This is a genomic window from Paenibacillus cisolokensis, from assembly GCF_050481165.1.
GTDB lineage: Bacteria > Bacillota > Bacilli > Paenibacillales > Paenibacillaceae > Paenibacillus_AH > Paenibacillus_AH cisolokensis.
On the sequence record NZ_JBCNFP010000115.1, the window covers coordinates 1 to 15,238 of the forward strand.

A 15,238-nucleotide genomic window follows, 5' to 3' on the forward strand; every position below is an offset into this window, starting at 1 on the left:
CGTTCATCATAGCTAGAGTAATGTTCCACCTTTGGAATAACGTGCTGTCTGCGAATAACGTGACGTCTGAGAGTAATGTCCTGTCTGAGAGTAACGCTGTGTCTGAGAGTAACGTGCTGTCTGCGAATAACGTGGCGTCTGAGAGTAACGTCCTGTCTGAGAGTAACGTCCTGTCTGAGAGTAACGCTGTGTCTGAGAAACAATGTGCCGTTTGAGAATAACGTTCCGTCTGCGAATAACGTGGCGTCTGAGAATAACGTTCCGTCTGTGCGAACGAACATGGGCTTATCCCCTCCGCTGGACGCCGAAGCGCTCGAACCGTTCATACCTTGGTCGAACTCGCTTTCGGCCGAATGCCGGGCGAAGAAAAGCTGGCAACAGTATAGTCGAAGTCTGCTCCCGCCGCTAGGCGGGGGCTCTTCGACGTTCACGGACGCGGTAGCAGGTGCGAGGCGATTGAGCCCATGTGCGCAATAGGCCGCAGGAGCAGGTCGGCGAGGCGATAGAGCACTGGAGATGCGCGATTGACCGTGTTAGCAGGAATAGAGCCTGCAGGTGCGAATCAGTTGCACGGCGGGGGTCGCTAGCGAGTAAGCCCCTGCTGGTACGCTATAGGCCGCGAGAGCAGGTCAGCGAGGCGATAGAGCCCTGCAAGTGCGCTTAGCGTGCGCCGAAGGCGCCGCCTCAGGCGAAAGGCCCTGCAGGTGCGCTAAGCCGTGCGTCGAAGGCGCCGCCTCAAGCGAATAAGGCCCTGCAGCTACGCTAAGCCGCACGCCGCAGGCGCCGCCTCAAAACCGCAATTCCGCCTCCCGGTCCTGCGGGCGCCCCTGTACGAACGCGCGGCTCGGATTATAGGAGGGCGCGAAACGGAGCGCGGATTTGGCGTTCCGCGTTTCGATCCGCAGCGAATGCTTCGTTACCTCAACCACTTTATATTCGAACGGCGTCTCCACGAACGAACTGCCGCTTGCATAAATGGCTTCTCCGTCGCGAACGAGCGTATTGACATGGTTATGCCCCGACAGCACGCCTTTGATGTTCGGATGTTTTCGGACGAGACCGGTGACGGTTTCCCGGAAAGCGTCCGGAACGGCGTGAACGATCCCGGCAAGACCGCTTTGTTCAGGTGAAACCCCAAAAATCGGATTGTGGATCGACAGCAGGTGCACGCAGTCGGGATGCTGCGACACCGCCGCTTCCAACCGCCCGATCTGATCCTCGGCGAAATAGGGCACCTGCGCTTCATGCCAATAGTACAGGGCATCCGCTTCCCATTGGTTCGGGACGATATGTATGACGCAATCGCCGCAACGGACCGCATATTGAGGGGAGCGGCCGTTAAAAAATCCGGGCGCTTCCGAAAGCCAAATATCGAGCGCATCGCGACGGGTCAGGTCGTGATTCCCGACGGAAAGATAGACCGGCACGGGAAGACGGAACACTTCTGCCGCTCCCCGCACAATATCGGGTTCGCACCTGTCGACCATGTCTCCTCCGTGCAGCAAGAAGTCGATGCCGCCCCGTTCGATCTCCTCGCGGACGAGGCAATCCAGAAGTTCGCGAATTTTGTCCGGATATGCCGGCTGCTGGTGAAATCCGACTTGTTCGACTCCTAAATGGGTGTCCGTTATAAACAAAAAACGAGCCATAGCAACCCCTCCGTTTTGCCGCATCGTATCAAGATCCGACGGTGCAGATTCCCGCCATCCGCATCAAATGATCAAGTGCATTCAAGGTGCAGATCCCCTCTATCCGCATTAAGCGATCAAGTACATTCAAGTTCTCTCTATCATAGAATATCCGTTTGCGGGCGTAAACGATTTTGTCGATTTGGGCGGGAAACAGGCATAAAAAGAATTTTTTTTCATAGAAATATAATAAAGTGGATCAATTTTTCCGATTGTGATAGAATAAGAGAGCAGGAGCAATGATCAGCGCATGAAACGAGGAGAGTGGCCAATGAAGAAGATCGTGTATATCCCTTTGGACGAACGCCCTTGCAACTATGAATTTCCGGCCGCCCTGGCGCAAGGTACGGATATCGACGTTGTAAGGCCCGAGCCCGATCTGATGGGGAAGAAGAAGACGCCGGGCGATGTGGAACGGTTATGGGCCTGGCTTCTGGAACAAGCCAAAGATGCGGACGGCGCGATTCTGTCTTTGGATACCCTTGTTTACGGGGGGATTCTTCCGTCCCGGCTGCACACGTTTACGGTCGAACAATGCGGTCAGCGGCTGCGAAATTTGCGTAAATTGAAAGAAGCGAACCCGGCGTTGAAAGTGTTTGCCTTTAACCTGATCATGCGTTGTCCGCGTTATTCGAGCAGCGACGAGGAACCGGATTATTACGAAGATTGGGGCCGGGAGATCTTCCTGAAGGGATATATCGGCCATCGCCTCCGGCTCGGTCTGGCCACGGAAGAAGAACAGGCCGAATTGCGTTCCATCGAAGCCTCATTGCCTCCCGAGTACTGGCAGGATTATACGGAACGGCGGGCCGTCAACCGGGAAGTCAACAAGCTGGCCGTACAGCTTGTCCAAGAAGGAACGGTGGACTTCCTGGTCATCCCGCAGGACGATTCCGCGCCGTACGGGCTGACGGCGATGGATCAGCAGCTCGTGCGGGACCGGATCGCGGAGCTGGATGCGGAGCTCCGCGTCTATATGTATCCGGGCGCCGACGAGGTAGGCTGCACGCTGCTGGCCCGGATGATCAACGATATGCGCGGGCGCAAGCCGCTTGTGTACGTCCATTACGCCGGGACGCGCAGCCCGTTCGTGACGCCGCTGTACGAGGACCGCGATCTGCACGAGAGCGTGAAATATCACATACTTGCCGCCGGAGGGCTGGTCGCTTCGTCGCTTGCCGATGCGGATCTCGTCCTGTGCGTCAATGCGCCGGGCGAAACGATGATGGAAGCGGTCGCGCAGCATGACGCCAATCCGGGCTATCATGTCGGGCGCAACATCGTGGAGCTGGTCGAAACGGCCGATTATGCGATTCGTCATTTGCGCAAGCCGTGCATCGTGGCGGATGTAGCCTTCGCGAACGGTGCGGATCTCGGTTTGCTCAAGCTGCTGCGCGCCCGGAAGCTGCTGTTCCGCCTGGCCGGCTACGCAGGCTGGAATACGAGCTCCAATTCGCTCGGAACCTGCATCGCCCAAGGGATGATATTCGCCATTTATGGCGATACCGCGGCGCACCGGGATTTTCTGTCCTTGCGGTTTGTGGAGGATGCGGGCTATTGCGCGCATGTCCGCCATTACGTGACGAACGAGGTGCTGCCCGGCCTGGGATTCGACTATTTCAAGGTCGACGGCCAGCGCGGCCAAGTGTCGGGCATCGTGAAGGAAGAGCTCTATAAATTTGTGCAATCCCGCATTGACGATGACAACTATCGCATTGTGATCGACGATTGCTATATGCCATGGGGCAGAATGTTCGAAGTCGGTTTGAAAACCCGTGTCGTCGCTGCAGATTAACCGGCTTTTCGAGCGATATAAAAGGAGGTGAGTTCGTGTGAACAGCATGTTGGAGCAGCTTCGAAACGGACTGGTCGTTTCTTGCCAGGCTCTCGAACATGAACCGCTGCATGGAGCGCATATTATGGCGAGGATGGCGCGGGCGGCGGAGGAAGGAGGCGCCGTCGGCATCCGCGCCAATGGAGCGGAAGATGTCGCCGCGATCAAACAAGTTACCGGCTTGCCGGTTATCGGTTTGGTAAAACAAAATTATGCGGATAGCGAAGTCTTTATAACGCCGACATGGAAGGAAGTCGAGCAGCTGATAACGGCAGGCGCCGATATCGTGGCGCTTGACGCGACCCGGCGCCGCCGGCCGAACGGGGAAACGCTGGAATCGTTGATTACGGCCATGAAGGAGCAAGGACAGCCGATTATGGCGGACGTTTCCACGATGGAAGAAGCCGAATATGCCGAATCGCTAGGCGTGGACTGCGTGTCGACGACGCTGTCGGGCTATACGTCCTATTCTCCGCAAAATGCCGGACCCGATTATGAATTGGTGAAACGCGCCGTCAAGCAATTATCCATTCCCGTTATTGCCGAAGGAAGAATCTGGTCGCCGAAGGAAGCAGTGAAAATGCTGGAGCTGGGCGCTTATGCGGTTGTCGTCGGTACGGCCATTACCCGGCCCCAGGAAATTACGAAGCGGTACGTGGCGGAGCTGTCGGTCTTCAGACTGGCGAAAGAAACAGTATAGATCGAGGTGGTCAAAAGTGGAAACGGTCGCTTGCGGGATATCGGCCGATGTCATTGTCGTCGGAGGCGGTACGGGCGGCTGCATGGCCGCCCTGGCAGCCGCCAAAATGGGGCGAAGCGTCGTCTTGACGGAAGAAACCGATTGGCTCGGAGGACAACTGACAAGTCAGGCGGTTCCGCCGGATGAGCACCAATGGATCGAGCAATTCGGCTGTACCGCCACCTACCGCGAATTTCGCAATCGCGTGCGCGCATACTATACAAGTCATTATCCGCTGACGGATGAAGCGCGCCATCATCCGCAGCTGAATCCGGGGAACGGCTGGGTCAGCCGCTTGTGCCACGAACCGAAGGCGGCGCTGCGGGTGATCGAGGATATGCTCGCTCCCTATGTTAGCAGCGGCCGGATCACCGTTCTTTACCGATACCGGCCGGTAGAAGCCGCCTCCGGTCATGATGAGGTTCGATCGGTGACGGTCGAGCATACGGACAACGGCCGGCGGGTAACGCTGACCGGGCAATTTTTTCTGGATGCGACGGAGTGTGGAGACGTACTCCCGCTTGCCGGAGCCGAATATGTCACGGGAGCCGAAGCCCGGGACGAGACGGGCGAGCCGCATGCGCCCGACGCCGCCGATCCGCTCGATATGCAGGCGATTACGCATGTTTTCGCGCTGGACTTCGTAGAAGGCCGGGAGGAAACGATCGACAAGCCGGAACAGTACGATTTTTGGCGCCGATTCGTCCCCCGCTTCTCCCGCTATCCGCTGCTCGGCTGGATCAGCAGCGATCCGGCCGATCCGGCGGTCGCCAAGCGGTATGAGCTGTTTCCCAATGACAGGAACATTCCGTCGCTGTGGACGTACCGGCGAGTTATCGACAAATCTCAGTTCCGGGACGGGCTGTTTGAAAGCGACATCACGCTGGTCAACTGGCCGCAAAACGATTATTTTCTCGGACCGGTGATCGACGTTCCCGAGGCGGAGCGGCTCGAGCATCTCGAGTCGGCCCGGCAGCTGAGCCTTTCGCTCGTATACTGGCTGCAGACGGAAGCTCCGCGCCCGGACGGGGGCAAAGGGTACCGGGGAATCCGGCTGCGCCCGGACGTGCTCGGGACCGAGGACGGGCTGGCGAAGCATCCGTATATACGGGAATCGCGCAGAATCAAGGCGGTCTACACGATTACCGAAGGAGACGTCAGCAAAGAAATTCGCGGAAGCAAGGGCATTCTTCGTTACGAGGACAGCGTCGGCGTCGGCAGTTATCATCTGGATCTGCATCCGACGACCCGATCGAACCGCGGTTTCTACATCCCGACCTATCCGTACGAAATTCCGCTGGGCGCGCTCATTCCGGTTAGATTGAACAATTTGCTGCCCGCCTGCAAAAATATCGGCACAACCCAGATTACGAACGGGTGTTACCGCCTTCATCCGACGGAATGGAACATCGGGGAAGCAGCCGGTTATCTGGCGGCCTATGCGATCTCCAATCGCGTAAGCCCGAAGGAAATTCGCGAGAACAAGCGGCATCTTCGGCAATTCCAGGAACTGCTTGCGGAGCAGGGCATTCAGATGCACTGGCCGGAAATATAATCAAGAGTACGGAGAATGTCGAATTTTCCGAAATTTTTATCGATGAATAAATTGACGAGACCGGAAAATCGTAATATGATAGAAGTGAAGGTAATTTTCATCTTAAGTTTTATTTAGGGAGAAAAAATCCTACATTACATGTAAGGGGGAAAAAGGTATGGTCAGGAAGAGCAAGCTATTTATTTTGATCGCGGCCCTCGCACTCTTTGTCAGCGCTTGCGGCGGCGGAGGAAGCAGCGGAACCGGAAGCACCGGGGACGGGGGCGGATCCGGAAGCGGAAACGAGCAAACCTCGGGCGGAGAAGGCAACGCGGCGGAAGGTAGCGGAGGAACAAAAGAAATTACGTTCTGGACGATTTCACTCAGCCCTACATTCGATGATTACATTAACGGCGTCATCGCCGATTTCGAAGCGCAGAACCCCGGTGTAAAAGTGAATTGGCAAGATATCCCTTACGACGCGGTCGAACAGAAGACGCTCACCGCGGCAGCTTCGAACAGTCTGGCCGACGTTATGAACCTGAACACCGACTACTTGAAGAAGCTGGCCGGATTGGGCGCTCTCGCGAATATGGACGAACTGGCCGGAGACGTGAAAGACCAGTATTTCGAAGGCGTCTGGTCGGCCGGCGAGCTGAAAGGCGTGTCCTACGCTATTCCGTGGTATCTGTCCAACAGCGTAACGCTCTATAACAAAGAGCTGCTGGAGAAGGCCGGCTTCTCCGAACCGCCGAAGACGGAAGAAGAAGCCTGGGAAATGTCCAAGGCCATCAAGGAAAAAACGGGAGCATACGGCTTCACGACGAGCGGCATCCAGCTGACGTTTCCTCAAGAAGGGATCAAGGTCGTATCCGACGACTATACGAAAGCGGCGTTCAATACGCCGGAAGCGCTCGAGCTCCTCAAAAAGTTTAAACAAAGATACGACGAGGGCCTCATTCCGGACGAACTGCTGCTCGGCCAGGCGAAGCCGAACGAATGGTACGCGCAAGAGAAAATCGCGTTCTGGGCAACCGGGCCGCAGCTGTTCCGTCAGGTGAAGGACCTGTCGCCGGAAGTGTACGAGAAGTCCGATGCGACGGGCGCCATTATGGGGAAATCCGGCAAAGTTAACGTCGCCATCATGAACATCGCCGTTGCCGAAAGCAGCAAGCATAAAGAGGAAGCGGCAGCATTCGCGAAGTTTATTACGAATGGCGAGAATCAGCTGGCATTCAGCAAAATCGTGGCGATTCTGCCTTCCGTCAAATCGGCCGCGGCGGACGAATATTTCACGAAAGGCGCAGACTCCACCGATCCGGCGGAAAAAGGTCTGTACCTCGCAGCCAAGCAGCTGGAGTATTCGGAAAACATGTATCCGCCGGTCGAGAACATCTCGCAGATCAACAAAGTGCTGAACGAAGAGTTCCAAAAAGTGCTCGTACAAGGCAAAGATCCGCAGCAAGCGCTTAACGATGCGGAAGCCGAAGTGAACAAGCTTCTGGCTACCAAATAATCAGAACCACGTGTCAAAACGTCCTCCGTCTAGCCGTTCTTTCCTGCGGCTAGACGGAACATATTTACGGGAGGTGTCCGATGTACAAAACTAGGCATGCATGGTTTTTTCTGACTCCGGCGCTCCTGCTTCTGATGGCGTTCAGTATTATACCTGCATTCATCGCCTTTTTTTTGAGCTTTACGAACTATAACGTCTTTCAGCCGATGGATTGGGTCGGATTGAAGAACTATATGGCAGTGCTGCGGGATTCCGAATTTTGGAACGCGATGAAGAACACGTTCTATTACTGGATTCTCGTTACGCCGGCGCTGGTCGTGCTGCCGGTATTTCTGGCCATTCTGGTCAACCAGAAGCTGCTCGGGGTCAAAGTGTTCCGGCTCATTTTCTACTTCCCGGTTCTCGTCTCGGTCGTCGTCACCGCTTTCCTGTGGCAGTGGATGTTCGCGAGCGACGGCATCTTCAACTATTTTCTCAGCTTGCTCGGCATCGAGCCTGTGAAATGGCTGACCAGTACCAAAGTTGTCATGCCGAGCCTCGGCATTGTAACGGTATGGCAAGGACTCGGCTATTACATGCTGTTTTATCTGGCGGGCTTGCAGTCGGTTCCGTCGGATTTATATGAGGCCGCGGAATTGGACGGAGCGGGTTTTTGGCGGAAGCATCTCAATATTACGTTCCCGATGCTGAGACCGATGATTTTCTTTGTCGCCGTCGTGTCCACGATGTCCGCATTCAAAGAGTTTACGTTGATGCTGACGATGACGCAGGGCGGCCCGATCGGCGCGTCGACGACTGTTGTATATCTGGTGTTCGAAGAGGCGTTTACGTCGCTGAACATGGGATACGCATCCGCGATATCGTTCCTCCTGTTTGCAGTCATTCTCGTGCTGTCGATGCTGAATCAGAGGACGTTGGATAAAGAATGAGGGGAGGGTGCGCACAACGTGAATATTACAAAACCTAAACTGATCAGATGGATCATTTCCTACGTTTTTCTGATTGCGATGACCATTGTCACGATCGTCCCCTTTCTCTGGTCCGTATCCACTTCCCTGAAAGGGCAGAACGAAGCGATTTTCTCGATGCCGCCGAAGCTGATTCCGGTTAATTTAACGTTCGAAAACTATATGACGGTCTGGGACTCGCTCCCGATTCCGCTTTATATGTGGAACAGCGTCATTCTGTCCTTCTTCGGCGTCCTTCTCCCGCTCATATTTTGCTCGCTGGCGGCTTTCCCGCTCGCGCGCATGAATTTCCGCGGGAAGCAGCTGATCTTCATCATCATTATCGCCACGATGATGATTCCCGGCGAAGTGACCATGATTCCGATCTACCTGATCTTGAACAAGCTTGGACTGCTGGGCGGATTCGCCGGCGTCATTTTGCCCGGAGCGGTATCGGCCTTCGGCATTTTCCTGATGCGGCAGGCGTTCGTCGGCATCCCGAAAGAGCTGGAAGAATCGGCCGTCATCGACGGCGCAGGCGTGCTTCGCATCTGGGCGTCGATCATGTTCCCGATGGTCAAGCCGATGCTGGCCACCCTCGGCATATTGAGCTTTATCGGCGCCTGGAACAACTTCCTGTGGCCGTATCTCGTGATCGAGAACGAAAAGCTTTATCCGCTGACGATCGGATTGTACAAGCTGAAAGGAACGTTCGTCACCAATACACGATTGGTCGCGGCCGGCGCGATGATCGCGCTGCTTCCGATTTTGGTCGTGTTCGTCCTGTTCCAAAAATATTTCATCCAGGGCGCGTATTCCAGCGCCGTCAAAGGATGATGGAAACGTAAACGAGCGCATGTCACCCGGGAGGCGGCATGCGCTTATCGTTTGATGCGGCCTTTAGGGCCATCAGATAGATGCGGAGTACACCCGATACCGGTTTTTCCCTTGTTCCTTCGCGGCATATAAGGCAATGTCCGCTTGCTTGCACAGCGTCTCCGGGTCGGTCCCGTGTTCCGGGGCCAAAGCGATGCCGATACTGACGGTTATCCGATCCTCTGCGCGCGGATCGCAGCTGTCGCGAATGGCGGCGATGATCAGCCCGGCCTGGGTTTCCGCTTGTTGCTTCGTCGTGTTCGGCATAATGATCACAAATTCGTCGCCGCCCCATCGGACAGGGATATCCTCTTCCCGAACGATCGAGAGAATGCGCTGTGCCGCATTTTGCAAAAAGCGATCCCCCGCGTCATGCCCCAAATAGTCGTTAATCCATTTGAAGTTGTCGACATCGATCATCATTAAAGCGGTCGTTCCTTTGTTTTCCTTCAGGATCGACTGCAGCATTTCATTGAAAGCGGCCCGGTTTTTAAGCCCGGTCAAACTGTCGTGAAAAGCCAGATACATGGGCTTGGCGACCCATCTCGAAATGACCGAAGCGAGCGCGACCGAAATGACGAGAATCCCGAACAATTGAACAATAAATGTTTTTTTGTGGCTTTGAAGGACCGCTTGCAATTCCGCATTGCTATATATGATTTCCAACACTTTATTTTTGCCTGTTCCCTGGTCGAAATCCGAGACATAATAAACGTAACGGTAAACGGCCGGTTCGTTGTTCCATATTCCGCTGAATTCCGTCGTCTGTTTGGTTTGAAGCGTCCGTTCGAAAGCGTGCCGCCTTTTTTCGGTCAGTTTTCCGATTTCGACCGGTTTGCCGAACGAGATGCCCCCGATGTTGAGAACATTGATTTCGTAAAGAGAAGGATACTGCGCTGTCCGTCTGGCAATCTCCTCGAGAAAATCGAACTCCTGAAAAATAGCCCCGTCCTGAAGCGACAGGCCCAGCTGAATGATGTACTTTTTGTCGGGGGTAGCCAAATAGCCGTACATTTTGACTTGCCCCGTCGACTGTTCGATATCCAGTCCGTCGTTGTAAAATCCGCCCGATTGTCTTCTTTCCTCCAGCAAGGCCGCCAGTTTCCGGCAGCATTTCGCAAAGTTGAGGCCGATGTCTTCCTGGTAACTGCTATGCGTAATGACCAGGTTTTCATCGATGATGTAAATATCGAAACCGAGCTGCTCTTTCAATTGCTGAAAGTCCCATTCGTTAAAGGCCGGGGACTCCATATATTTGTCGGCCAGATACGATGCGCTTTCTTTCATTTCGGCAATGATATCTTGTCCGAACAAAGCGTAGGCTTTCTCCACCGTTCTTAACGAATCGAGCGCCGCGTTTTCGATATGCCGCACCTGCAGCTGCCCGTTGGCGGCAACTTGTTCGCGCAGCCTGACATAATCGGTGATGGCGATCGTAAACGAAATGGCGACGGCAAAAACAATCATCGTCAGTGACAATTTAAATCGAAACCGGGAGTTCAACGGGCTACACCTCACTGTCGCAATTACAGGCCTTTAGTTCTACAATGTTCCGCCAAATCCTTCAAACTTCGGGAATTCCGGTCCAGTCCACAACGTACATTATGCATCAGTTTCATGACAACAGCCTGTCAGCGATTGTATGTTCGCATGAGACTTTAGGACAGTCGCATCCCCGCCCAAAGTCCGAGTTCCATGCCATTCTGCGGATGGTTTTGACCGGTTCCGTGCCAACTTACAATGAATAGCAGATTAAATCGATCGAAATCGGAGGTTGCTGCACGAATCGTCGATCGGATGCAATCTGTCGAATCACCTCATTGGCATGGAAGGGGCAGTAAAGAGATGAAACAATTTACCCAATTTTCACTCCGCAATCCGGTAGCGATCGTTCTGCTGGTATTGCTCATTGCGATTGGCGGCGTATACTCGGCCGGCAAGTTTAAGCAGGAGCAGCTTCCCGACGTGTCGTTTCCGGGAATCTTTGTGACCGCCGTCTATCCTGGTGCGGCTCCGAACGAAGTGCTAAGTCAAGTGACAATGCCGTTGGAGAAAACGTTGCGCAATGTGGAAGGAGTCAAAAACATCGTTTCGCAATCGGCGAACAGCGTTTCTTTCCTGCAGCTGGAATTCAGCTACAGCGACGACATGAGAGAGAAAAAGAGCAAAGTGGAAGAAGCGCTCGGCGGGATTCAACTGCCGGAGGATGTGGAAAAACCCGAGGTCGCGTATTACTCCACCTCGAGCGAACCGGTCATGTACACATCGGTTTTTGCCAAAGAGGGAGATGATTCGGAGGAATTGGTCCGATTCGTCAAAGATTCCGTCATTCCGGAACTTCAAGGGATCGAGGGAGTCGCCGAAGTTCAAACCTTCGGATTGCAGGACGACGGGGTGTATATCCGGCTTAACGCTCCCCGCATCACAGCACTCGGTGTCACGTACGAAGAAGTGCAAATGGCGCTGCAGACGAACAACCTGAGCGTCCCGCTCGGCGAGGTGACGATGAAGAATTCCAATTTGCCGGTGTTCGTGCAAGGCGACATTCGGACCATTGACGATCTGAAAAAGCTGGTCGTATCCCCGGTCAACCGGGTCACGCTTTGCGATATCGCGCAAATCGAGCAAGGCAAAGAGGCGAGTGTCATCAGCATGACCAACGGCGAGCCGAGCATCAATCTCCATATCGTCAAGACCGGAACCGCCAATACGGTCGAAGTGTCCGACCAGGTGCAGAAAGTGTTCGATAATGCGAAGGAACAAAGCAATATCGATTTCCTGATTATGTATGACCGGGCTTCCGACGTCAAAGAGTCGATCAACACGTTGGTGCGGGAAGGCGGGCTTGGGGCGCTGTTCGCGTCGATCCTGATCCTGTTCTTCTTACGGAACTTCCGGGCGACGTTGATCGCGATCGTGTCGATCCCGTTGTCGGTGATGATCGCCATCATCTGCCTCAAATATTTTACGGACGTTACGCTTAACATTATGACGCTGGGCGGCTTGGCTGTCGCCACCGGCCGAGTGGTTGACGACAGCATTGTCGTAATTGAGAATATCGTGCGCCGCCTGCAAAAGGAAAAGGCAACCAAAGAGATGATTCTGGACGGTACGATAGAAGTCGGCAAAGCGATCACTTCTTCGACGCTGACGACGATAGCCGTATTCGCGCCGCTCGGACTGCTTCAAGGGTTGAGCGGGGAATTTTTCCGGCCGTTTGCTCTTACGGTAACGTTCGCGCTGCTCGCATCGCTTCTCGTCGCCTATACGGTCGTTCCGCTGACGGCATGGTGGCTCATGAAACAACACCGTCCGAAAGAGCAGAGCGAATCTGCGTTGAGCAGGGGCTATAAGCGGGTGTTGCACTGGTCGCTCCAGCATAAATTCGCCGTGCTGTCGGTGGCGGCGCTGTTGTCCCTTGGCAGCCTTGCGCCGATCTTTACGGGTGCCATAGGCGTTACGTTTTTGCCCGAAACGGATTACAAGTATGCTTTCGCTTCGATGAGCATGCCGAAAGGGACGAGTCTGAATGCGGTAAAACAAGAAGCGGAACGGATCGACGCCATCATCCGGGAGCATGCCGCTGTGACGAACTCGCAAGTTACGGTGGGAGACACCTCCGGGCAAGGCGTTGCTGTCAATCATGCCGACTGGTTTATCGGGTTGTCACCGGACGCCGATATAGACGAGTTTATCGAGGAAATGAACGATAAGGTGAAGGTGCCGGAAGGAACGCAGTTCAATCTGTTCAAAGACGGGGAAGGCGGCGGAGGCCGCATCAGCATTACCGTCACGGGCCCATCCATGGACGATATTCGCAAAGCGGCCGATCTTATGATCGAAGCCATCGAAGGAATGGAAGGCACGGAAAACGTAAGCAGCAATCTGCAAGACGGAACAAAGGGCATCTCGATTGCGGTGCGCCAACAAGACGCATCCGAGCAAGGCTTGTCCGTCGCACAAGCGTCCGGCATGCTTCGTCCGTTTTTGACGGAAACGAGAATCGGACGTCTTGGAGACGGCACGTCGGCGAATGATCTGTATTTGGCTCTATCCGGGGAATCTCTTGCCTCCGCCGAAGACATCGCCAACCTGAAGCTGCGCACACGGCAGGGGACGGAAATCGCTGTAAAAGATATCGCGGACGTGAGCGAGGTGGACCTCCCGAGCAATCTTCAGTTGAAAAACGGCGCCGAGTACGCCACCGTCACCGCAAAGATTACCGACAAGAACGTCAGCAAAGTCAATGCGGAGCTGGTCGAGAAGCTGGAAGCTTTGGAACTGCCGGACGGCGTCACCTATACATTAGGCGGGAGCAACGAGGAAATCGACCAGATGCTGAGCGATATGATGATCGCAATGCTTGTAGCGATCGGCATGGTTTACATCGTCATGGTCGTTACGTTCCGGGAAGGAAGGGCGCCGCTCGCCGTTTTGTTCTCGCTGCCGTTCGCCCTGATCGGCGGGCTGGCCGGAACGTTGATCGCCCAAGAACCGATCTCGATTTCCAGCCTGATCGGGTTTCTGATGCTGATCGGCATCGTCGTCACGAATGCGATCGTGCTGGTCGAACGCGTGCAGCAGCAGATCGAACGCGGCCTGACGATCCGGGAAGCGCTGATCGAAGCCGGCGGAACGAGACTTCGTCCGATTCTGATGACCGCGATCGCGACGATCTGCGCACTAATGCTGCTTGCTGCCGGCTTGGGCGGAGGCAGCATCATTTCCAGCGGATTGGCCGTTGTCGTCATCGGCGGTCTCGCAAGCTCGACGCTGCTTACACTGGTCGTCGTGCCCGTCATGTATGAGCTTCTGTATTTCAAACGTTCCCGCAAGCAGCGGCAGTCCGTAGCCGTCGAGGCGAGCAGCGTCGCGTAATAGTCGTTGTTGTAATGGATATTTGAAGGGGCTGTCCTAAAGTCATGGAGATGACCGGGGGATAGCCCGCTTCATTTTTAGGCCAATAAGCTGTCGTGAAGCAAAACTGAGAGTAGGCGGCTCGGCGTCAAGGCCAGTCGATATTCGGCGTAGTTTCCCGGATGATCGGTTTGGTAAAGATATGGGAAATCTGATAGGGTTGGTTCGGGTTGCCGATGCGCGAGAGCAGCATCTCCGCTGCCTTGATCCCCATTTCATTGCTGTAAATATGAACCGTCGTCAGTTGAGGTTCGACGATGACGGATTCAGGTGCGTTATCGAAGCCGCATACGACGATATCCTGAGGGATCGCGAGGTTGCGGTTCTTGAGCGCTTTCATCAATCCGACGGCCAAAAAATCGTTCGCGCACATAAAGACGGAAGGGAGCGCGCCCATTTCGTCCAACCGTTCGTCCATCCATTCAGGCTTGGAGAAGAAGAAGCGATCTTCGTCTACGATGCATTGGGAAAGATTAGGTTCGATTCCGACCTCGGCCAGCGCGCGATTGAACCCCGCCCATCTTTCGTTAAAGCTTAGGCAATGATTGTAATCGCCGACGAACCCGAAGCTTGCGTAACCGGCGTCAATCAGCTTCTTGGTCAGCGCATACGTACTGTGTTCGTTCTCCATCAACAGAATGTCGGCACGAAACTCTGGAAAACAAATCGAAGCCGAGCAATCGATAAAAATGGTCGGAATCCCGAGATTTGAAATCAATTTGCTGTATTCCAAATCGAACAGCTCGATGCAGATGATGCCGTCCACGTGGGATTTGTTGAAATTGTTCGGCAGCGTCAAAGATTTTCGTTCGATGTCTCTGACGATGTGGATCGATAAATTGTAGCCCTCGGCGCTGATTCGTTTCTCCAGGCCGCTGATGAGGGCTGAACCGAAATGGGAGGTGTTGGGCAAGTTTTCCGTCAACAGCGCAATATTCCCCGAGCTTTTAGATAGGATGCTGTCGCTGTCCATGAAGGCGAACTGCTTATATTTAAGCTCAATCGCTTTTTTGATGACTTTGTTGCGGGTTTCCGCCGGTATGCTTTCGTTTCCGTTCAGCGCCTTGGACGCCGTGTTCCGGGAAATGCCTAAAGCATCGGCGATGTCCTGGATCGTCACTTTTTCCTTCGCCATCATTTCACCTCTATACGGTCTGCGTTCAAAATCTATCCCGAAAATTAAAGTA

Annotated in this window: 10 protein-coding genes; 7 read left to right on the forward strand and 3 right to left on the reverse strand. The window is 54.4% G+C overall.

The window, feature by feature from the left end:
* Positions 1-788: 788 nt before the first annotated feature.
* The gene (locus ABEV74_RS18540) at positions 789-1,649 is read right to left on the reverse strand and encodes a metallophosphoesterase family protein (RefSeq protein WP_430148318.1); all 861 of its coding nucleotides are present in this window, start codon (positions 1,647-1,649) and stop codon (positions 789-791) included.
* A 310-nt stretch (positions 1,650-1,959) separates the two neighbouring features.
* Here ABEV74_RS18540 and ABEV74_RS18545 point away from each other — a divergent pair, with 310 nt between their 5' ends.
* The 6 genes from ABEV74_RS18545 to ABEV74_RS18570 all read left to right on the forward strand — a co-directional run bounded on the left by ABEV74_RS18545 (position 1,960) and on the right by ABEV74_RS18570 (position 9,095).
* On the forward strand, positions 1,960-3,483 hold the full coding sequence (locus ABEV74_RS18545) for a DUF4127 family protein (RefSeq protein WP_430148320.1): 1,524 nt from the start codon (positions 1,960-1,962) through the stop codon (positions 3,481-3,483).
* Between the two features lie 46 nt (positions 3,484-3,529).
* Complete coding sequence (locus ABEV74_RS18550; RefSeq protein WP_430148336.1) at positions 3,530-4,222, forward strand: N-acetylmannosamine-6-phosphate 2-epimerase; 693 nt, start codon at positions 3,530-3,532, stop codon at positions 4,220-4,222.
* 16 nt (positions 4,223-4,238) lie between these two features.
* Complete coding sequence (locus ABEV74_RS18555) at positions 4,239-5,816, forward strand: FAD-dependent oxidoreductase (RefSeq protein WP_430148322.1); 1,578 nt, start codon at positions 4,239-4,241, stop codon at positions 5,814-5,816.
* Between the two features lie 157 nt (positions 5,817-5,973).
* Positions 5,974-7,311: an ABC transporter substrate-binding protein gene (locus ABEV74_RS18560; protein WP_430148325.1), complete on the forward strand. Its 1,338-nt coding sequence runs from the start codon at positions 5,974-5,976 to the stop codon at positions 7,309-7,311.
* Positions 7,312-7,391: 80 nt separating this feature from the next.
* Entirely contained in the window at positions 7,392-8,240 is an 849-nt protein-coding gene (locus tag ABEV74_RS18565) for a carbohydrate ABC transporter permease (protein WP_062495035.1), read from the forward strand.
* An 18-nt stretch (positions 8,241-8,258) separates the two neighbouring features.
* On the forward strand, positions 8,259-9,095 hold the full coding sequence (locus tag ABEV74_RS18570; protein ID WP_430148328.1) for a carbohydrate ABC transporter permease: 837 nt from the start codon (positions 8,259-8,261) through the stop codon (positions 9,093-9,095).
* Between the two features lie 72 nt (positions 9,096-9,167).
* On the opposite strand, the gene ABEV74_RS18575 is transcribed toward ABEV74_RS18570, so the two are convergent.
* On the reverse strand, positions 9,168-10,637 hold the full coding sequence (locus tag ABEV74_RS18575; protein ID WP_430148330.1) for a GGDEF domain-containing protein: 1,470 nt from the start codon (positions 10,635-10,637) through the stop codon (positions 9,168-9,170).
* A gap of 342 nt (positions 10,638-10,979) precedes the next feature.
* Between ABEV74_RS18575 and ABEV74_RS18580 the strand changes: the two genes are divergently transcribed.
* Positions 10,980-14,012 (forward strand): efflux RND transporter permease subunit, encoded by a 3,033-nt coding sequence (locus tag ABEV74_RS18580; RefSeq protein ID WP_430148333.1) that lies wholly within the window; start codon positions 10,980-10,982, stop codon positions 14,010-14,012.
* A 127-nt stretch (positions 14,013-14,139) separates the two neighbouring features.
* On the opposite strand, the gene ABEV74_RS18585 is transcribed toward ABEV74_RS18580, so the two are convergent.
* Positions 14,140-15,186, reverse strand: coding sequence for a LacI family DNA-binding transcriptional regulator (locus tag ABEV74_RS18585; RefSeq protein WP_430148338.1), 1,047 nt, complete (start codon positions 15,184-15,186; stop codon positions 14,140-14,142).
* Positions 15,187-15,238: the final 52 nt, after the last annotated feature.

Excerpts from the sequence above, each read along its gene's own strand:
- ABEV74_RS18540 (WP_430148318.1), bottom strand. The coding sequence starts at position 1,649 with ATGGCTCGTTTTTTGTTTATAACGGACACCCATTTAGGAGTCGAACAA.
- ABEV74_RS18545 (WP_430148320.1), top strand. The coding sequence starts at position 1,960 with ATGAAGAAGATCGTGTATATCCCTTTGGACGAACGCCCTTGCAACTAT.
- ABEV74_RS18550 (WP_430148336.1), top strand. The coding sequence starts at position 3,530 with ATGTTGGAGCAGCTTCGAAACGGACTGGTCGTTTCTTGCCAGGCTCTC.
- ABEV74_RS18560 (WP_430148325.1), top strand. The coding sequence starts at position 5,974 with ATGGTCAGGAAGAGCAAGCTATTTATTTTGATCGCGGCCCTCGCACTC.
- ABEV74_RS18565 (WP_062495035.1), top strand. The coding sequence starts at position 7,392 with ATGTACAAAACTAGGCATGCATGGTTTTTTCTGACTCCGGCGCTCCTG.
- ABEV74_RS18580 (WP_430148333.1), top strand. The coding sequence starts at position 10,980 with ATGAAACAATTTACCCAATTTTCACTCCGCAATCCGGTAGCGATCGTT.
- ABEV74_RS18585 (WP_430148338.1), bottom strand. The coding sequence starts at position 15,186 with ATGGCGAAGGAAAAAGTGACGATCCAGGACATCGCCGATGCTTTAGGC.